The organism is Capnocytophaga felis (assembly GCF_009684755.1).
Taxonomy (GTDB): Bacteria; Bacteroidota; Bacteroidia; order Flavobacteriales; family Flavobacteriaceae; genus Capnocytophaga; species Capnocytophaga felis.
In genome coordinates this window covers 84,756-103,379 of the sequence record NZ_BLBC01000011.1, presented here as the reverse complement: position 1 = coordinate 103,379, position 18,624 = coordinate 84,756, and the positions used below count along the sequence as shown (strand labels likewise).

The following is an 18,624-nucleotide window of genomic DNA, read 5'->3' as shown; positions in this document are numbered from 1 at the left end:
AAAAAATAATTCAGATGAAAAATTTAAAGTTAAGTCTATTACTTTTTTGTATGATTTTGGCTTCCTGTGCAAATCCGAATTCGGAAAATAAGAAAGCAATAACAGAAAATCTAAAACCTATGACTAAAGTTAGTGAAACCAAAATATTGGTAATTTCAGGACACCCTGATTTGAGTAAATCTACTGCCAATAGCGTTATTCTTTCGGATTTGGAAAAGCATTTCGGAAGTAAAATCAGTGTACGCCGTTTAGATGAAATGTATCCTGATTATAAAATAAATATCAAGACGGAAGAAAAATCACTGCTCAACGCCGATGTGGTGGTGCTACAGTTTCCGTTCTATTGGTATGGCACGCCCGCACTGCTCAAAAAATGGATTGACGATGTACTTTCAGGCTTTTTTGACGGAGATATGGCAGGAAAATTCAAAGGGAAAAAGGTTATCGTATCGCTTACCACAGGAGCTCCACAAGAGATGTATGAAGCACCAAATCAGTCTGTTGAATCTTATTTACTTCCTCTGCAAGAAACTTTTACCATAATTGGTGGAGAATGGCTCAAACCTATTTTTTCGTGTAATTACATCCCTGAAAACCAAGAGGCGAAAGCACAAGCTCATATCCACGCTCAAAACCTTATCAATCAGATTGAAAAGATTTTCCAGAAAAACGAATAGCAGAAATTTTTGCTAAAAAAGAATATTTTTCTGACAGATTGTCGTAATGAGTTGTTTTTAACGGAAATATTGTCTTGAATATCGATTGAATAATTCCTTATTGTGATTGTGGAATAATTTTTGCGTTTTTTTACTGATTTATTAGCAGATATCAGTTTAAAGCTATACATTTGCAGTTTTATAATTAACAAACAAAAACTTTTATAAGTAAACAAATTTTTCAAACAGAAATTAATGACATTTAATAAAGAAATTACTTCAAATCAGTTGATTAGCGATATTATTAAAGGTATCGAAAAAGTAAAAGGCAGTGACATAACCATTATGGATTTGCGAGGCATTGAAAACGCAGTATGTGATTATTTCATTTTATGTAGTGGTTCATCTAATACTCAGGTAAATGCTATTTCGGGAGCTGTACAAAAGACTGTAAGTCAGGCTGAAGGTCATATAAAGCCTTGGCACGTAGAGGGAGAAAGCAATGCAGAATGGATTTTGATTGATTATGTAGATGTTGTGGTTCATATTTTCCAGAAACATATTCGTGAACACTATGACATCGAAGGGTTGTGGGGAGATGCTAAATTCATAAATATAGAAACTAACTATTAGACTTATGTCAGAGAATAAAACGAATAGACCTCGATTTTCAGCTTATTGGATTTATGCCATACTGATAGCTATTATATTAGGATTTAATCTTTTTTCAGAAGGAAGCCTATGGAACCAACCAAAGGAAATTTCTCAATCAAAATTTGAGGAATTTTTACGTAATGGAGATGTGGTCAAAATATTGATTATCAATAGAAAGGAAGCGAATGTGTATTTAACACAAGATGCTCTGAATAAGGAAGAACATAAAGATGTGAAGCCGGGTAAAGGCGTACTCCAAAGCACAAATATCCAGAGTGATGTTCCGCAATATTATTTTGAGTTGGGGGATTTGAGCAATTTTGAAAATCGTTTTGACCAAATTGTGCAAGAAAATAATTTGACAACAACACGTGAAAACAAAACGAAACAAAATTTCCTATCAGATTTGTTGTTTTCCATTTTACCTTTTGTATTGTTCATCGGTCTTTGGATTTTTCTTATGCGAAGAATGGCAGGAGGCGGTGGAGCAGGAGGCGGACAAATTTTCAGTATCGGAAAATCAAAAGCTCGCCTTTTTGACGAAAAGAAAGAAGTTCGTGTTAGCTTTCAAGATGTAGCAGGTTTGGAAGGAGCTAAAGAAGAGGTTCAGGAAATTGTAGATTTTCTTAAAAATCCGGATAAATATACTTCCTTAGGTGGAAAAATCCCGAAAGGAGCTTTGCTTGTAGGTCCTCCGGGAACAGGAAAAACTTTGCTGGCTAAAGCTGTGGCAGGTGAAGCTCAAGTTCCTTTTTTCTCTCTTTCGGGTTCTGATTTTGTAGAGATGTTTGTAGGAGTGGGAGCCTCACGAGTTCGTGATTTATTCAAGCAAGCAAAAGAAAAATCACCAGCAATTATCTTCATTGATGAGATAGATGCCATTGGAAGAGCCAGAGGTAAAAATAATTTTACGGGAGCAAATGACGAAAGAGAAAATACATTAAATCAGCTGCTTACGGAGATGGACGGATTTGGAACGCATACCAATGTAATTGTTTTAGCTGCCACTAACCGTGCTGATATTCTTGATAAGGCTTTGATGCGTGCAGGGCGTTTTGACCGACAAATTTACGTGGAACTTCCAAATTTGAATGAGCGTAAACAAATTTTTCAAGTTCACCTTCGACCTATTAAAACTGCTGAAACTCTTGATATTGATTTTCTTGCCAAACAAACACCTGGTTTTTCAGGGGCGGACATAGCTAACGTTTGTAACGAGGCGGCATTAATTGCAGCACGTAAAGGGAAAACGGCAGTTAATAAACAAGATTTTCTGGATGCTGTAGATAGAATTATCGGAGGACTTGAGAAAAAGACCAAAATAATAACTCCGGAGGAACGTGAGGCGATTGCTTTCCACGAGGCGGGGCACGCTACGGTAAGTTGGCTGCTGGAACACGCCGCTCCACTTGTAAAGGTAACGATAGTTCCGCGTGGGCAGTCCTTAGGGGCAGCTTGGTACTTGCCTGAGGAGCGACAAATTGTCCGAACTGAGCAAATTTTAGATGAAATGTGTGCTGCTTTAGGAGGGCGTGCTGCGGAAAAAGTAATGTTTGATAAGATTTCCACAGGAGCTTTGAGTGATTTGGAAAAGGTAACCAAACAGGCTCGTGCAATGGTTACAATTTACGGTTTGAATGATAAGGTTGGAAATCTAACTTATTACGATTCATCGGGGCAATCTGAGTATGGTTTTGTTAAGCCATACAGTGAGAAAACAGCTCATTTGATTGATGAAGAAATTTCAAAAATAATTGAAAATCAGTATGAAAGAGCAATTAAAATTCTGACCGATAACAAGGAAAAGCTAATTGCTTTGGCAAATCTGCTTTTGGAAAGAGAAGTAATATTCAAAGAAGATTTAGAAAATATTTTTGGAGTTCGAAAATTTAAAGATGCAATTGAGCAAATTTCTGAAAATGAAGAAAATAAGCCTAAAGAAGCAAGTTTTCAGAGTGAATAACAGGAAATTGTAGAAAATAAAGTTTATAAAAACTTGATTGTTTTTCAAAATTCAATCAAGTTTTTTTGTATCTTTAACCCGCCAATTGCGTATAACTACTAAAAATGTAGTAAAGTTAATGAATTTATTTAAGAAAATATTTAGCACACGAAATAGCGAATCCAAAAAAGAAGTCCCTCAAGTTAATTCTATTTTTAATGATGATTTACCTGCAGATGAGCAGTTTGCAATTAAATTTAACGAAAATGGAGGGAAGTTCATTTACTGTACTTCTGATTTTGAAGTACAAGGGGTTTTTCGTAATATTTTAAAAGAAATAGGCGTAGATGTAAAAATAAGTTATTCCAATGAATCTTTAAAAAATATGTTCGAGGAATACGACTCTCTTTTTACTTCCAATATACAAAATTCTAATGTTTATTTGACTGATTGCGAGTATTTAATAACTACACTTGGGGGAATTATGCTTTCATCAAATCAGTTAAAACAAAAGAAAACAGAGGAACTTCCTGAAATTTTTGTAGTTTTTGCCAAAACAAGCCAAATGGTAAAGGACATCACAGAAGGAATGCGAGGAATTAACTTTAAATATACCAAACGAAAACCTACTGGTTTGGTAACGCTTCGTAGCTTCAAGGAGGATAGAAATCAGAATGATATTATGAATTATGGAGGGACTTACAAAAAGACCTATCTCATTCTGTTAGAAGATTTATAAATTGAAAATCAATAACTTGTGAACGAACTGTTTAAACGAGCGATAACAGGATTTATTTATATTTTCCTTTTGCTTTCGGCTATAATGCTGGACGCCAGTGCATTTGATTTTTTATTTTTGTCCTTCGGGATAATTTGTCTTTTTGAATTTAAGAGACTTGTCAGGCTCAAAGGTTTGTCTGTTTTTATAATCTTTTTGTTTGTTTGGTGGCTATTTATTCACCTGAAGGTGAGTGTTTTCTCTGTTTATATATTTTTGTTGTTTACCATTTTGGCAAATGTGTATTTAACGCTGCTTTTGTTCTATGGAAAAACGCCATTACGGCTTCGGGATAATGGATATAAGCTGCTAATCAGTTTGTTGTACATTGGTGGCGGATGTGTTTTCATTCCGTTAATATACAAAAAAGAATGTGATGTAGTTTACTCGCAGTTTGATGCTCAGCTCACAATGATTGGGATTCTGTGCATTATTTGGGCAAGTGATAGCTTTGCATATTTAACAGGGAAATCTTTTGGTAAACATAAACTTTTTGAGCGTATTTCTCCTAAAAAAACGATAGAAGGCTTTGTAGGCGGACTTGTAGGGGCGACTATAACATCTTCTATTATAGCTTTTTACAGTAGTAGGGAAACTTGGGAATGGATTGTTTTGGCAGTGGTTTTGGTTGTTACAGGAACTATTGGCGACCTTGTGGAATCAAGTTTTAAGCGTGTGGCAAATGTGAAAGATAGCGGAACTATTTTGCCTGGACACGGAGGATTACTTGACCGCCTTGATAGCCTTGTTTTTGCATCTCCTTTTGCATATTTAGTATTACAAATTTTAGATTATTTTAATTGATAAATAGTTGAAAATGAATATACATTTTTATAAATATCAAGGGACGGGAAATGATTTTGTAATGATAGACAATCGTGATGAAAGCTTTCCTAAAAATAATCAGAAGTTAGTTGCTTTTTTATGTCATCGCAGATTTGGTATCGGTGCAGATGGTTTAATCCTTTTGGAAAATACTGATAATTATGATTTTAGAATGGTTTATTACAATTCTGATGGGAAAGAAAGCTCAATGTGTGGTAATGGCGGAAGATGTACGGTAGCTTTTGCAAAACAACTTGGAATTATTTCTGATAAAACACATTTTATTGCTACGGACGGGGAACATTCGGCACAAATCAATCTTCAAAATGAAGTGCAGTTACAGATGAAAAATGTAGAAACCATTCAAGTTGAGGAGAATTATGTTTTTCTAAACACGGGTTCTCCGCATCACGTTCAAATGGTTGATAATGTGAATCAGATGAATGTGAACGCTGAGGGAGCAAAAATTCGATACGGAGAGCTTTATAAAGACAAAGGAGGAAGTAACATAAACTTTGTAAGTCAGCAAAACGAAAACACCTTCAATATTCGTACTTATGAGCGAGGAGTGGAGGAAGAAACCTATTCTTGCGGAACGGGAGCAACAGCCGTGGCAATTTCTATGTATCATCTTGGAAAAACTAATAGTAAAGAGGTATATTTACGAACTTTAGGAGGAAATCTTAAAGTTCTTTTTGAAAGGAAAGAAAAGGGTTATGAGAATGTTTATTTATGCGGTGCGGCTACCTTTGTTTTTGAAGGAAATTGTGAGGTGAAAATATAGCAAATATATTGAAAATGAATTCTTTGGAAAGAGAAAAAATAAAACTTCGGGCTTTAGAACCTGAAGATGTTGATTTTTTATACGAGCTTGAAAATCAGGAAAGTTTGTGGGAGGTAAGCCAGACTCAAATTCCTTTTTCAAGATTTTTACTAAAGGAATACATACAAAATGCAAAGCAAGATATTTATGAAGCAAAGCAATTCAGATATGTAATTTCTTCACTTGATAATCAGTTATTTGGTTGCATAGATTTGTATGATTTTGACCCCAAGAATAGACGAGCTTGTGTAGGAATTGCTATTTTTGAAAAATATCAAGGCAAAGGGATTGGGCAAAAATCTTTGGAAAATTTAATCGATTATGCTAAAAGATATCTTGACTTGTATCAGTTAGTAGCTTATATTCCAGAAGATAACGTAGTTAGTATAAAGCTTTTTGAAAAGTTTGGTTTTATTTCTTACGGAGTTAAAAAAGATTGGATTTTTTCTCAAGGAAAATTTAAAGATGTGATGATATATCAGAAAAAGCTTTAGGTAAGTTTAGAATAAATATTTTTGTAAGTATAGTAATATGGGAACTTTGCTGGTTGGAGACATCAAGCAAAGTTTTTTTATTGAAATTTGTGATAATAACAACAAATCTTAATTCTATAACTATAAAACCATAAAATAAAGTTAAATAAAAAGGCATTATTCGAAAATAATTTCTTTAAATTATGTTAAAACTCGGTTTGGATTTTAGCAAAAAAATAAGATATTGAAAAAGGTTTTTTCTTCTCTTTTTCCTTAACTTTGTCCTTGACGAATATGAGTTATGATTACAGACTATCAAGATATTAAACTAACAACAAAAAAGCCACTCCCGATTGACAGGGAAGTTGTTTGGGATAAGTCGAAAATCATCGTTAGTGAAACCGATATTTATGGAAGGATTGTGGAGGTTAACGATGCGTTTTGCGATGTGAGTGGTTATTCTATTGTTGAAATGATTGGGCAACCTCATAGTCTCGTTCGTCACCCCGATATGCCTCAACTTATTTTTAAAATGTTGTGGGACAATCTAAAAAATGAAAATAATTTCGTTGGTGTAATCAAGAATTTAGCAAAATCTGGAGAATATTATTGGGTAATTACAGATTTTATAATTCAGAAGGACATTTTAGGGAATGTTACCAATTACATAGCAAGAAGAAAGTCTGTTTCCAGAGACATTGTTGATAATCGCATAGCTCCTTTGTATGAAACCTTACTGAAGTTGGAAAAAATAGGAGGAATGGAGCTGAGTAGTCGTTTCTTAAAAAATTATCTTGACAAAGAAGGGAAAGACTATATAGGTTTTATTTTTGATATTGTAACAAAAAACAAACAACATCTTTCTTTTGAAGAAGTTCCTGCTACATCCTCGGGAATAAGCACAAATATTTTAGGTAACACCTACACATTAAATGACGAAATTGAAGAAAAACGTAAAAGTTTTCTTGAAAGATTATATTCATAAAATTAATAGCAATATTTTTCTAACTAAAAAATTATATAATGACAGCCAGACCAACACCAGTAAACAGAGAGGTAACTTGGGACAAAACCAAGACCATTATTAGTGAAACGGATAGTTTCGGAACTATTACTAATGTAAATGATGTATTTTCAGAAGTCTCCGGATATACTCCAGCTGAGCTTATTGGTCAGCCTCACAATATAATTCGGCACCCCGATATGCCAAAAGTGGTATTTAAAATGTTATGGGATAATTTGAAAAAGGGAAATAACTTTGTTGGTATAATTAAAAATATGACAAAGTTTGGAGAATATTACTGGGTAGTTACGGATTTTGAAATAAGAAGAGATATAATGGGAAATATTACCCATTACATAGGAAGAAGGAAGGCTGTCCCTCAAAGTGCTATAGATAATCACATAGCTCCTTTCTATGAAACATTATTAAGACTCGAAAAAATTGGAGGAATTGAGCTGAGTAGTCGTTTTTTTAAAAATTACTTGGCAAAGCAGGGAAAAGATTATATGGATTTCGTGATTAGCATTATGTCCGAAACACAAGAAGAATCATCATTTGCTGAGGCTAGTTCATCAATGTCAATGACAAGTAATAATGCGACGATAATTTCAGATGACATTTACCACGTGAATGACCAAATGAATTTGAAGCGTAAAAGTTTTTTTGAGAAATTGTTCTCATAGCATTCATTTTAATTAATACATTTCTAACAGATGCTTCAAACTTAATTTGAAGCATCTGTTTTTTTATAGCAATATTTTTCTAACTTTTTGAAATATTTCCTACCTTTGGTGGAAGTATAGAATATTTTTTTGTCTGTAAATATTTAATATATTGAATTACAGTTTTTTATTTGAATATAAATATGTAAATTATGAAACGAAGAATAAAAAAAGTTGCCGTTATTGGTTCGGGAATTATGGGTAGTAGTATTGCTTGTCATTTTGCGAATATAGGTGTAAAAGTTCTGTTGTTGGATATTCTTCCGAAGCAACTAAATGAAAATGAGCTTAAAAAAGGACTTTCACTTACGGATAAACAAGTAAGAAATCGGGTTGTTAATGATAATTTAGCGAAAACTTTAAAGTCAAAACCATCTCCAATTTATCACACAAATTTTGCTAAACGAATAGAAACGGGAAACTTAGAAGATGATATTGCACAAATAAAAGATGCCGATTGGATAATTGAAGTTGTTGTAGAACGATTGGATATCAAAAAAGCAGTTTTTGAGAAAATTGAAAAACACAGAACAGAAGGTACGCTTGTAACTTCCAATACTTCAGGAATTCCTATTTCCTTTATGAGTGAAGGACGAAGCGAGGATTTTAGGAAGCATTTTGCCATAACGCATTTTTTTAACCCGCCTCGCTACCTTCAGCTTTTTGAAGTAATACCAAGTGCAAATTGCAAACCTGAAGTAGTTGATTTTCTGATATCTTACGGAGAAAAATTTTTAGGAAAAACAGCCGTTTTAGCCAAAGACACACCAGCATTTATCGGTAATCGCATTGGAATTTTTGGCATAATGAATATTTTTCATACTATAAAAGATTTAGGATTAAGGGTATCGGAAGTGGATAAATTAACCGGAACGGTTATTGGTCGTCCTAAATCAGCAACTTTCCGAACGGCAGATTTGGTAGGATTGGACACATTAGTACACGTAGCCAATGGATTAGCCCAAAATTGCCCAAACGATGAGGCCAGAAGTTTGTTTGTTCTTCCCAATTTTATTCAAAAAATGATTGAAAATAATAGTTTGGGAGAGAAAACCAAGCAAGGTTTCTACAAAAAAGTGGCTTCTGAAAGAGGAAAAAGTGAGATTTTGGAGTTGAATTTAGATACAATGCAGTACGAACCTTTAAAAAAGGCTTCCTTTGCTACGTTGGAGCTCACAAAATCTGTTGAAAATGTGCTTGAACGTTTTCCAATCTTGATAAAAGGTACGGATAAGGCAGGAGAATTTTACCGAAAAACTTTTGCAGCGTTATTCGCCTATGTGCAAAATCGTATTCCTGAAATTTCAGATGAGTTATATCGAATTGATGATGCAATGAAAGCAGGCTTCGGTTGGCTTAATGGTCCTTTTGAAATTTGGGACGCCATTGGCATTCAAGAAGGAGTAGCTTTGATGCAATCCGAAGGGTATGAACCAGCCTCGTGGATTACAGATATGATAGCCTCAGGCAGTAAATCTTTTTATGTGATAAAAGACGAATTTACATATTATTATGATATTCCGAATAAAAAATATCTGAAAAAACCAGGTCAGGAAGGATTTGTTATTTTAGATAATATTCGCCCGACAAAAACTGTTTGGAAAAATGCCGAAGCCAGCATTTTGGATTTGGGTGATGGTATTTTGAATTTAGAATTTCACTCAAAAATGAATACTATTGGAGGTGGTGTACTTCAAGGGATTAATAAAGCTATTGACTTGGCAGAAAAAGACTTTCAAGGATTAGTTGTTGGAAATCAGGGATCTAACTTTTCGGTAGGAGCAAATATTGCGATGATTTTTATGATGGCAGTGGAGCAGGAATATGATGAATTGTATATGACTATCAAGTATTTCCAAGATACAATGATGCGTATGCGATACTCATCTATACCAACAGTGGCAGCTCCTCACGGAATGACGTTAGGAGGTGGATGTGAATTATGTTTACACGCCGACAAAGTTGTAGCAGCTGCCGAAACATATATTGGTTTAGTGGAATTTGGAGTGGGAGTTATTCCCGGAGGTGGAGGTACAAAAGAATTAACTATCAGATTTTCAGATTCTTTACGAAAAAATGATGTTGAACTCAATCGTTTGCAGGAATACTTTTTAACTATCGCAATGGCAAAAGTTTCGACCTCGGCGTATGAAGCATTTGATTTGGATATTTTCCAAAAAGGGAAAGATGTGGTGGTTGTCAATAAAATGAGGCAAATTGCCGAAGCTAAAAAACACGCATTGCTTCTTGCTGAAGCAGGATATACCAAACCAATAGAAAGAACCGATATTAAAGTTCTTGGAAAACAATCACTTGGGGCTTTCTTAGTCGGTACGAATTCGATGAATGCAGCAAATTATATCTCAGAGTATGACAAAAAAATTGCAGATAAATTGGCTTATGTGATGTCAGGAGGTGACCTTTCCGAACCTACCTTAGTTTCTGAACAATATCTTTTAGAACTGGAACGAGAGGCTTTCTTATCACTTTGTACAGAACGCAAAACTTTGGAACGCATTCAATATATGTTACAAAACGGAAAACCTTTACGAAATTAATCATAAATGAGAACAAAAATGAGATAATGTTTAGTTATCTCATTTTTGTTTTTTTAATATCACAAAAGACTTCCGTCAAATAAAAAAGGAAGAAGGTCTTTGATGGATTCTACTTTGATAATTTTTCCTGAAGCTCCCATAAAATAAACGCTAATGGGTTGCTTCTGACGGATTTCATACTCAGAAAGCGATTGCCGACAAGCACCGCAAGGAGAAACCGGATGTTGTGTAGGTTCCTTAGCAGTTCCTGTGAGAGCTATCGCCTCAATAGTTTCTTCTGGAAATCGGGCAGAAGCCTGATATACAGCCACACGCTCAGCACATAATCCCGAAGGATAAGCAGCATTTTCCTGATTGGAACCAATGCAAATTTCTCCATTTTTTAAAAGAACAGCCGCACCCACTTTAAAACCTGAATATGCAGCATAGGCATTCTCTCTTGCTTTGATGGCTTCCTTCATCAATTTTTGCACAGATTCGGGTAATTCATCAAAGTCATTAAAAATGGTGTACTTTATGGTCAAACAATGCTCCATTTTGTTAAAAGAATATTAAGTTTCATTCTTGTCGCAACAAATATAGGAAAATAATCATTAAAAAGGCGTATTTTTGTGCCGTTAAATTAAAAAAAGAGATTGAAATTTTGATAAAATCAATCAAACTTGGAAACAATACATTTTATTAACCACATAAATTTTTTGGATTATGGTATTTGAAATATGTGCAAGTTCTTTTGAATCAGCAAGAAACGCTCAATTAGCAGGTGCAAATCGTATTGAATTGTGTAGCGAATTAGGAGTAGGAGGAGTTACTCCAAGTTTTGGGCTTATCAAGAAAGTTATGGATGAGCTTTCTATTGAAAACTGCGTGCTGATTCGTCCACGAAGCGGAGATTTTACATATACGGATGAGGAATTTGACGTGATGCTTCGAGATATTGTTCTTTGTAAAGAATTGGGTTGTAAAGGTGTGGTTACAGGCGTTTTAAATCCGGATAATACTATTGATGAAGAACGTACAAAACGGCTTATGGAGGCTTCAGGAACAATGGATTTTATTTATCACAGAGCTTTTGATTGCGTTCCAAATCCAACGGAGGCGATTAAATTATTGAAAAAACTTGGAGTGAAGCGTATTTTGATTTCTGGCGGAAAAAAATCAGCAGTGGAAGGATTGCCTTTATTGAAGGAATTAAATGCCCTTGCCGAAGGAAAAATTACAATTATGCCGGGCGGAGGAATTAATCCGCAAACAATTTTGAAAATCAAAGAAGCCGGATTTAACGAAGTGCATTTTTCCGGAACGATTTTTGAGAAGTCAGAAAGTCAGTTGCCTTTTTCTTTCAACACGGCGAGTTTCTTAGATGAGTCAGTACGTCCGATTTCAGGAATAGAACAAATTAAACTGATAATCAATGCGATGAATGGCTAAAAATAATTACTAATCCTTAAAAATCAATTACTTAATAAAAATGATTTATTTAATTTTATTATCATTTGCAGTAGTATATTTTTTACTTATACTTTATTCAAATCAAGTTCTGAAAACACTAAATGTTTCTAAAACAGGAAGATATGTTTTTTGGGCGATTTCAATTTTGATTGTTGCAAATGTGATATTACAATGGTTCTTGCGTACCAAAGCAGTTTGGACAATCTTTCAGCAATATTCGGTGGGTGCGTTGGTAACTTGGCTTATTATTTTGGTTGTAGTTTCTTCGGTTTTATTTTTGGAAGATATACAGCGTTTTGCTAAGTTTTTATTCCGTAAGAAAACAATTGAAAATCAGCATTTTCCTTCGAGGAGAAAATTTGTGAGCTTACTGGGGCTGGGGATAGCTTCTATTCCGTTTATGTCTGTTATTTACGGAGTTACGAGAGGAAAATACGATTATAAAATTTGGAAATATACACTTTATTACGATGATTTGCCAGAAGCATTTGACGGATATACCATAACGCAAATATCTGATATTCACGCAGGAAGTTTTGACAACAGAGCTAAAATCCAGTACGGAATTGATTTGATTAATCAGCAAAAGAGTGACGTTATTATGATAACGGGTGATATTGTGAATAATCTGGCAAATGAGTTGCTTCCTTGGAAAGACATTCTTAAACAACTGAAAGCCAAAGATGGAGTTTTTTCGGTTTTGGGAAATCACGATTACGGCGATTATTCTGCTTGGGAAACTCCTGAAGCAAAGGCAGAAAACTTTGAAAATCTGAAAGATATACAGCAAGAAATGGGTTTTGATTTAATTTTGAATGACCATCGTTATATTGAAAAAAACGGACAAAGAATTGCAATTATAGGAGTTGAAAATTGGGGATATGGACGATTTTCAAAATACGGAGATTTAGAAAAGGCAATGCAAAATGTTGATGATAAGGATTTTAAAATTCTTTTAAGTCACGACCCGACACATTGGGAATACGAGGTTTTACCGAAAAACAAAAATATTCAATTAACGCTTAGCGGGCATACACACGGAATGCAATTAGGAATTGAAATAGAGGGTTTTATTAAATGGAGTCCATCGGAATGGAAGTACAAATATTGGGGAGGAATGTACGATGAAGGAGGTAAAAAACTAAATGTTAATCGTGGATTTGGATATCACGCTTTCCCCGGAAGAGTTGGAATTTGGCCAGAAATTACCGTAATAGAATTACGAAAAAAGAAAAATTAATAAAAAGCCGAGATTTGAAAAATTTAAATAATTTTCAAATCTCGGCTAAAAAATTTCAAGTCCTTACAACTTGCTAATTATTTGTATATCTGCTTTAATTTCAGCTTTTAAAGCGTTAGATGCCTCTACCAAAGGTAAGCGAACAAATGGGCTGCATAATCCTTTTTCTGCAAGTATAGCTTTGATTCCCACAGGATTACCTTCTTTGAAAGCAAAATGTGTTTGTTTCATCAGCTGATAATGAATAACTCTGGCTTTTTCTACTTCTCCTTGTAAACCAAGTCTTACCATTTCAGAAAATTCTTTCGGAAAAGCAATTCCTATTACGGAAATCACTCCCGAACCGCCCATAAATACGGAAGGAAGCGTGGAAAAATCATCTCCCGAGATAAAGAGAAAATCTTCAGGTTTGTCCTTTATTATTGCCATATCTAAAGATAAATCACCAGAAGCCTCTTTTACAGCGATTATATTTTCAAAGTTTTTGGCTAAACGATTTATCGTATCGGCATTCATTGAAACCCCTGTACGTCCCGGTACATTGTATAAAATGACAGGAAGCGGAGAATTTTTTGCAATTTCGGAAAAATGTGCATATAATCCGTTTTGTGAGGGTTTATTATAATATGGTGTAACTGATAAAATTGCAGTAAACTCGGATAAATCAAAACTATTTATTTCATCAATAATTGTTTGAGTATTATTTCCTCCGATTCCGATAACCAAAGGCAAACGTTTGTTATTAGCTTCTATAACAGTTTCACAAACTAATTTTTTCTCATCTTTAGTCAGAGTGGGAGCTTCACTTGTAGTTCCTAAAACCACAAGATATTTCACTCCGCCATCAATTACATAGTTTACTATCTTGGTTAAAGCCTCTGTATCTACTTTATTATCAGATGTAAATGGAGTTATTAATGCAACTCCTGTTCCTTTTAGTTGTTCCATAATGATATTATTTTTTATTTTTATTTCAGCATTGTTGATAGTACCTTTTTAACTTCGGTAGTGAAAATGGCTTCGTCTTCCAGTTTGCAGTTGATAGTTACATCATTATATTGATTATCAATTCCTTCAAAGCCAATTCGTAATTTAGCTTTTATGGAAGAGGAAAGCAATAATAAAGGTAATTTTGGAGTTTTAAAATAGTTTATTAAAATATCGTACTCTTGCTCCGAAAGTCTGTCAGCGTGATAGTTACGAATTTTTCCCTGCCAGTTAATTTCTTTATCTATCAAAAAGGGAACTCCGTTTGTATGAGTTTCTTCGGATTTTTGTTTGTATCCTAAAAAAATATAGTTTTCAGGACGCAAATTGTAATATTTTACCAATTCCAAAAGAGGTTCAATATCTTTTATGACATCCATATCAATGATGCAACCTACCTTTGAAATAGAGTTTCCGAGCCTTGTAGAGTATTTTTCTAAGGCTTTTAAATTCTTCTGAATTTGTTTTTTTAGAAAATAATTTTTTAGAAATTCCAAAATTTACTACTTTTACGGTCTGTTCGCAAAGATAAAGATAAAATTTATAAATAAGAATCATTTATGAAAAAGTTGTATTTAGGAATGAACTATTTTTTTGTTGTACTTGTAACAGTTTGTTGTTTTATTTCGTGTAAACCTGCGAAAAATAATTTGACCCTAATTCAAGGGAAAAATATAGAAATTGCAGCTAATAACGAAGAGAAAGATGTTGAAATAGAGAAGTTTATACTTCCTTATCAGAAGCACGTTAGCAAGGAAATAGCAACGTTTTTGACGTATAATCCTGAGGCTTTGGTTAAGGAAACCAATCAGTTAAATGTTCCTATCGGAAATTTGATAGCAGATGCTTCTTTTGAAATAATAAATCCTATTTATTTTCAAAAAACAGGAAAAAATATTGATTTTGTTTTGCTGAATTGGGGAGGGATTCGTTCCGATTTACCAAAGGGAGACGTAACAGTAGGTACGGTTTATAATCTGATGCCTTTTGAGAATAAATTGGTGGTATTAGAGATGAAAGGAGAAAAGCTTTATGAAATGACACGATATTTAATCAAGGCGAAAAAAGCACATCCTTTATCAAATCAAGTAAAACTTCATATTACGCAAAAAGGTGATATAAAGGTATTTACAATTAATGGAAAAACTGTTAATCCTGATGAAACATACGTGGTTGCGACCTCTGATTATTTGATGCACGGAGGTGACGGAATGATATTTTTCCAAAACTCAATAAGTGCTTACGAAACAGACTATTTAATACGAAATGTGCTTATTGACTATTTTAAAAAGATAGATTCTATAAAGGTAGAAAGAGATGACAGATTTATTTTTGTTGAAGATAAGTAATTTAAAACTAAACATAAGGTTATGGAAAGGCGAAGATTTATAAAAAATATAGGAGCAACATCATTATTTGTGGGTTTGGGAGGTTTATCTCTTTCGATGAAATCTCAAAATACAAAAAAAATAACCATTTTGCATACCAATGACACACACAGTCACATAGAACCTATTTCTGAAAATGACCCAAGAAATCCGAATAAAGGAGGAGTGGCTCGACGTGCTTATCTGATTGAAAAAATACGTCAGGAAAATCCAAACACACTTTTATTTGATGCGGGAGATATTTTTCAGGGGACACCTTACTTCAATTTTTATGGGGGCGAATTGGAGTTCAAATTGATGTCGATGTTAAAATATGACGCAGCAACGCTCGGGAATCACGATTTTGATAACGGACTTGAAGGATTATTTGCTCAGCTTCCTCACGCGAAGTTTGATTTTCTGACAGCAAATTACGATTTCAAAAATACAATAATGGACGGACACACAAAGCCTTACAAAGTTTACGTTGTGGACGGAATTCGTATAGGGGTTTTTGGTCTGGGAATCAGGTTGGAGAATTTGGTAAACAAAGCTAATTACAAGGAGACGGTTTATTTGAATCCGCTTGAAATAGCACAAGATATGGAACGTAAACTACGAAATGAAGAAAAATGTGACTTAGTGATTTGTTTGTCACATTTGGGCTATAAATACGACACTAATGAAATTATATGTGATTTGACAATTGCTGAACAAACCTCTGAAATAGATCTGATTATAGGAGGACACACACATACTTTTTTACCGGAACCTACTTTAGTTACTAACAAAAAAGGGAATATAACTTTAGTCAATCAAGTGGGATGTTATGGAATTAATTTAGGAAGAATTGATTTTTATTTTGAGGAAGGAAGAAACATTCATAATCGTGCGGTAAGTATAGAGGTTTGAAAATAAAGTGAAAAATGTCTTTTTTCAGTATATGCTTGTAAAAGATTAACCAAATTTAATATTGTTCGTGTTTTGTTCGCTTGCGAATATTTCGTTCCTTTGCACCCGAATTTTACAGAATTAAATATTATGAAAAAAATCTTAGCATTTGTAGTGCTTGCTTTTAGTTTGTCAGTGATTTCTTGCGGGAAAGATGATGTAAATGAAGTTGATAAACCATCAGTTGATATTTCTGACACGAAAGGAGATAAGCAAAATGAAGCTCCTACGGTTGATAGTTCTGATACGAAAGAGAATGAGCAAAATGAAACTCCCAAACAAAATCCTTTTGTAGGTACGTGGGAAATAATGTCGATGAATATCAATGGTAGGGAACGTGTTCTTACTGATTGTGAAAAGAAAAGTTACGCTGTTTTTCAGGAAACTACACTTAAAACGCATATCAGTATGTCAGTTGCGGGTGTTTGTACCGAAAAGCCAATAGATTGGACATACACAGTTTCGGATAACAAAATATTCGGAAAGAGTGATGAAGGGCTTGTAGCTGAAATTCCTTTCGTTTTTAATGACGAAACTTTAACGCTAACTTTTGTCATAGGAAACAGAAAGCTTGTAAGCACATACAAAAAACGACAAAATTAATTAATAATAAAAATAAAAACACTTGCTTTTTGCAGGTGTTTTTTCATTTTATAAAAAGAAAAAACAATTAAAATGCAAAATAAATTAAAATCAGTAGCTGAGTTTCATAAGGCTTTCGGATTGGGAATGAGCCAGGAACCGACCATCAATTTAAAAGAAGAAACAACAAATTTACGTTTTCGCTTAATGGCGGAAGAAAATGAAGAGTATCTGGAAGCTGTTAAAAGTAAAAATATGGTAGAGGTAGCCGATGCTTTGGGCGATATGTTGTACATCCTCTGCGGAACAATTATCGAACACGGAATGCAACATAAAATAGAAGAAGTTTTCAACGAAATTCATCGCAGCAATATGAGTAAACTTGATGAAAACGGAAAACCTATCTACCGTGAGGACGGAAAGGTAATGAAAGGAGCAAATTATTTCCCGCCCGATATTGCAAAGATTCTAAAAAAATAGCAAAACAGAAAGAAAAAGAGCAATAGTATTCTTTTTTATGCAAAAAAAAGAATATAAATAACAGCTAAATGTAAAAAGAACACTGTTATAATCGTGAATTACAACAGTGTTCTTTGTATTAAAGAGTCTGAAATATAGTCTCTTGTTACCGAGTTACTATTCTGCTGAATTATCTTTGTCCTTACCCGAGTTTTTTCGGCGTTTTACTTCACTGAGGGCTTTGTTAATTTCGTTGTTAATACAGTCGGCTAAATTTTTGTAAGGTGTTTCACCTTCCAAGAAAGCCAATGAATTCATTGTTTTGGCAAAATTGTTGAGCGTTTTCTGCATTTTTTCGCGTGCGTCTTTGGTAAGTCCCATTGTGTGGCTTGCCTGTTCTATCGAACGTTCCTTATAGAGTGTATCAAACTCTGTATTATAGGTTTCTAACGAGGTAACCCATAAAGACAGCCCTATCGAATCAATTAAAGCCTTGATTTCGGGTGTTTTAAAATCTTGTAACAGATTGGTAATGGCAGCGGTTTCCTCTCTTAAAGGCAATCCGCTGATTTTTTTGCCGTATTTTTCAATTACAGAAAGAAGTTTTTGAGCTTTTTGAGCCTGTCCTTCTTCAGGAGAATGACAAAAAGCACGTACTGCGGTGGTTAGAGCCGAAATGGTTTTTCTGCGTTTGCCACTAATCTTATTGAGTTTCTGAGTCTCAAATTTGGTAGAATCTCTTTTAAGGGCTTTATCCAGATTGTCCAAAGCGGTTTCATAATCTGTGAAAGAAGCTGCTAATTTCAGTGTTTCTAAATTTTCTTTGCGTGCATAATGGGCAATGTTGCTGGCTACTTGAAAGAAATCCATCAGACGCAATTGGGCTAAATTTGTTTTCGGAATCATAATTACATATTTTTATAAGATTTACGTGTGCAATGTATGATATTTTTTTTGAAAAAGCAAATAAATGAATACATTATAAAGTATTTTTCGAAGTCTATTTTTGTATTTATACTGAAAAATTAAAAATTTTACTGCCTAAAGATGATTTATTCCTTATTTTTAAGATTAATGTTTATGGAATTACTATTAATATGATAATTTTTTTATGCAAATGTTAAAATTAAATATAAGTTTGTTATATGAAAA

20 protein-coding genes are annotated in these 18,624 nt (G+C 33.9%); 16 read left to right on the top strand and 4 right to left on the bottom strand.

The window, feature by feature from the left end; all coding sequences use genetic code 11:
* Window positions 1–14 precede the first annotated feature (14 nt).
* The 10 genes from GN105_RS09010 (at window position 15) to GN105_RS08965 (ending at window position 10,434) form a co-directional block, all read left to right on the top strand.
* Window positions 15–677 carry an NAD(P)H-dependent oxidoreductase gene (locus GN105_RS09010; RefSeq protein ID WP_155285074.1) on the top strand — a complete coding sequence of 221 codons (663 nt, stop codon included), beginning with the start codon at window positions 15–17 and terminating at the stop codon, window positions 675–677.
* Window positions 678–911: 234 nt separating this feature from the next.
* Complete coding sequence (gene rsfS / locus GN105_RS09005; RefSeq protein ID WP_155285073.1) at window positions 912–1,289, top strand: ribosome silencing factor; 378 nt, start codon at window positions 912–914, stop codon at window positions 1,287–1,289.
* 4 nt (window positions 1,290–1,293) lie between these two features.
* A complete protein-coding gene (gene ftsH / locus GN105_RS09000) occupies window positions 1,294–3,273 on the top strand; it encodes an ATP-dependent zinc metalloprotease FtsH (RefSeq protein ID WP_155285072.1) in 1,980 nt (659 codons plus the stop codon).
* A 118-nt stretch (window positions 3,274–3,391) separates the two neighbouring features.
* Window positions 3,392–3,991: an LUD domain-containing protein gene (locus GN105_RS08995; protein WP_155285071.1), complete on the top strand. Its 600-nt coding sequence runs from the start codon at window positions 3,392–3,394 to the stop codon at window positions 3,989–3,991.
* A gap of 18 nt (window positions 3,992–4,009) precedes the next feature.
* Window positions 4,010–4,834 (top strand): phosphatidate cytidylyltransferase, encoded by an 825-nt coding sequence (locus GN105_RS08990; protein WP_155285070.1) that lies wholly within the window; start codon window positions 4,010–4,012, stop codon window positions 4,832–4,834.
* 13 nt (window positions 4,835–4,847) lie between these two features.
* A complete protein-coding gene (dapF, locus tag GN105_RS08985) occupies window positions 4,848–5,639 on the top strand; it encodes a diaminopimelate epimerase (protein ID WP_155285069.1) in 792 nt (263 codons plus the stop codon).
* Window positions 5,640–5,653: 14 nt separating this feature from the next.
* Window positions 5,654–6,172 (top strand): GNAT family N-acetyltransferase, encoded by a 519-nt coding sequence (locus tag GN105_RS08980; RefSeq protein WP_155285068.1) that lies wholly within the window; start codon window positions 5,654–5,656, stop codon window positions 6,170–6,172.
* 280 nt (window positions 6,173–6,452) lie between these two features.
* Window positions 6,453–7,136 carry a PAS domain-containing protein gene (locus GN105_RS08975; RefSeq protein ID WP_155285067.1) on the top strand — a complete coding sequence of 228 codons (684 nt, stop codon included), beginning with the start codon at window positions 6,453–6,455 and terminating at the stop codon, window positions 7,134–7,136.
* 38 nt (window positions 7,137–7,174) lie between these two features.
* A complete protein-coding gene (locus GN105_RS08970) occupies window positions 7,175–7,837 on the top strand; it encodes a PAS domain-containing protein (RefSeq protein ID WP_155285066.1) in 663 nt (220 codons plus the stop codon).
* A 191-nt stretch (window positions 7,838–8,028) separates the two neighbouring features.
* Complete coding sequence (locus tag GN105_RS08965) at window positions 8,029–10,434, top strand: 3-hydroxyacyl-CoA dehydrogenase/enoyl-CoA hydratase family protein (RefSeq protein ID WP_155285065.1); 2,406 nt, start codon at window positions 8,029–8,031, stop codon at window positions 10,432–10,434.
* A 59-nt stretch (window positions 10,435–10,493) separates the two neighbouring features.
* Here the strand turns inward: GN105_RS08965 and cdd are convergent, their stop codons facing one another.
* Window positions 10,494–10,970, bottom strand: coding sequence for a cytidine deaminase (gene cdd / locus GN105_RS08960; RefSeq protein WP_155285064.1), 477 nt, complete (start codon window positions 10,968–10,970; stop codon window positions 10,494–10,496).
* Between the two features lie 169 nt (window positions 10,971–11,139).
* Between cdd and GN105_RS08955 the strand changes: the two genes are divergently transcribed.
* Both GN105_RS08955 and GN105_RS08950 read left to right on the top strand, forming a co-directional pair.
* On the top strand, window positions 11,140–11,865 hold the full coding sequence (locus GN105_RS08955; protein WP_155285063.1) for a copper homeostasis protein CutC: 726 nt from the start codon (window positions 11,140–11,142) through the stop codon (window positions 11,863–11,865).
* A 40-nt stretch (window positions 11,866–11,905) separates the two neighbouring features.
* A complete protein-coding gene (locus GN105_RS08950) occupies window positions 11,906–13,126 on the top strand; it encodes a metallophosphoesterase (RefSeq protein ID WP_155285062.1) in 1,221 nt (406 codons plus the stop codon).
* Window positions 13,127–13,189: 63 nt separating this feature from the next.
* Here the strand turns inward: GN105_RS08950 and dapA are convergent, their stop codons facing one another.
* Both dapA and GN105_RS08940 read right to left on the bottom strand, forming a co-directional pair.
* A complete protein-coding gene (dapA, locus tag GN105_RS08945; RefSeq protein WP_173014993.1) occupies window positions 13,190–14,077 on the bottom strand; it encodes a 4-hydroxy-tetrahydrodipicolinate synthase in 888 nt (295 codons plus the stop codon).
* A gap of 17 nt (window positions 14,078–14,094) precedes the next feature.
* A complete protein-coding gene (locus GN105_RS08940; RefSeq protein ID WP_155285060.1) occupies window positions 14,095–14,610 on the bottom strand; it encodes a DUF6913 domain-containing protein in 516 nt (171 codons plus the stop codon).
* A 63-nt stretch (window positions 14,611–14,673) separates the two neighbouring features.
* Between GN105_RS08940 and GN105_RS08935 the strand changes: the two genes are divergently transcribed.
* From GN105_RS08935 to GN105_RS08920, 4 genes are all read left to right on the top strand, one after another.
* A complete protein-coding gene (locus GN105_RS08935; protein ID WP_155285059.1) occupies window positions 14,674–15,462 on the top strand; it encodes a 5'-nucleotidase C-terminal domain-containing protein in 789 nt (262 codons plus the stop codon).
* A 21-nt stretch (window positions 15,463–15,483) separates the two neighbouring features.
* The gene (locus GN105_RS08930) at window positions 15,484–16,392 is read left to right on the top strand and encodes a bifunctional metallophosphatase/5'-nucleotidase (protein WP_155285058.1); all 909 of its coding nucleotides are present in this window, start codon (window positions 15,484–15,486) and stop codon (window positions 16,390–16,392) included.
* Between the two features lie 129 nt (window positions 16,393–16,521).
* Window positions 16,522–17,034: a lipocalin-like domain-containing protein gene (locus tag GN105_RS08925; protein ID WP_155285057.1), complete on the top strand. Its 513-nt coding sequence runs from the start codon at window positions 16,522–16,524 to the stop codon at window positions 17,032–17,034.
* A gap of 72 nt (window positions 17,035–17,106) precedes the next feature.
* Window positions 17,107–17,493, top strand: coding sequence for a pyrophosphohydrolase domain-containing protein (locus tag GN105_RS08920; RefSeq protein ID WP_155285056.1), 387 nt, complete (start codon window positions 17,107–17,109; stop codon window positions 17,491–17,493).
* A 156-nt stretch (window positions 17,494–17,649) separates the two neighbouring features.
* Here the strand turns inward: GN105_RS08920 and GN105_RS08915 are convergent, their stop codons facing one another.
* Window positions 17,650–18,378: a DUF6261 family protein gene (locus GN105_RS08915; protein WP_155285055.1), complete on the bottom strand. Its 729-nt coding sequence runs from the start codon at window positions 18,376–18,378 to the stop codon at window positions 17,650–17,652.
* Window positions 18,379–18,624: the final 246 nt, after the last annotated feature.

Coding starts and splice junctions, on each gene's coding strand:
- dapF (WP_155285069.1), top strand. CDS start 4,848: ATGAATATACATTTTTATAAATATCAAGGGACGGGAAATGATTTTGTA.
- GN105_RS08950 (WP_155285062.1), top strand. CDS start 11,906: ATGATTTATTTAATTTTATTATCATTTGCAGTAGTATATTTTTTACTT.
- cdd (WP_155285064.1), bottom strand. CDS start 10,970: ATGGAGCATTGTTTGACCATAAAGTACACCATTTTTAATGACTTTGAT.
- GN105_RS08995 (WP_155285071.1), top strand. CDS start 3,392: ATGAATTTATTTAAGAAAATATTTAGCACACGAAATAGCGAATCCAAA.
- GN105_RS08935 (WP_155285059.1), top strand. CDS start 14,674: ATGAAAAAGTTGTATTTAGGAATGAACTATTTTTTTGTTGTACTTGTA.
- GN105_RS08955 (WP_155285063.1), top strand. CDS start 11,140: ATGGTATTTGAAATATGTGCAAGTTCTTTTGAATCAGCAAGAAACGCT.
- GN105_RS09010 (WP_155285074.1), top strand. CDS start 15: ATGAAAAATTTAAAGTTAAGTCTATTACTTTTTTGTATGATTTTGGCT.
- GN105_RS08970 (WP_155285066.1), top strand. CDS start 7,175: ATGACAGCCAGACCAACACCAGTAAACAGAGAGGTAACTTGGGACAAA.
- GN105_RS08920 (WP_155285056.1), top strand. CDS start 17,107: ATGCAAAATAAATTAAAATCAGTAGCTGAGTTTCATAAGGCTTTCGGA.
- GN105_RS08980 (WP_155285068.1), top strand. CDS start 5,654: ATGAATTCTTTGGAAAGAGAAAAAATAAAACTTCGGGCTTTAGAACCT.
- GN105_RS08975 (WP_155285067.1), top strand. CDS start 6,453: ATGATTACAGACTATCAAGATATTAAACTAACAACAAAAAAGCCACTC.
- rsfS (WP_155285073.1), top strand. CDS start 912: ATGACATTTAATAAAGAAATTACTTCAAATCAGTTGATTAGCGATATT.
- GN105_RS08915 (WP_155285055.1), bottom strand. CDS start 18,378: ATGATTCCGAAAACAAATTTAGCCCAATTGCGTCTGATGGATTTCTTT.
- ftsH (WP_155285072.1), top strand. CDS start 1,294: ATGTCAGAGAATAAAACGAATAGACCTCGATTTTCAGCTTATTGGATT.
- GN105_RS08965 (WP_155285065.1), top strand. CDS start 8,029: ATGAAACGAAGAATAAAAAAAGTTGCCGTTATTGGTTCGGGAATTATG.
- GN105_RS08930 (WP_155285058.1), top strand. CDS start 15,484: ATGGAAAGGCGAAGATTTATAAAAAATATAGGAGCAACATCATTATTT.
- GN105_RS08925 (WP_155285057.1), top strand. CDS start 16,522: ATGAAAAAAATCTTAGCATTTGTAGTGCTTGCTTTTAGTTTGTCAGTG.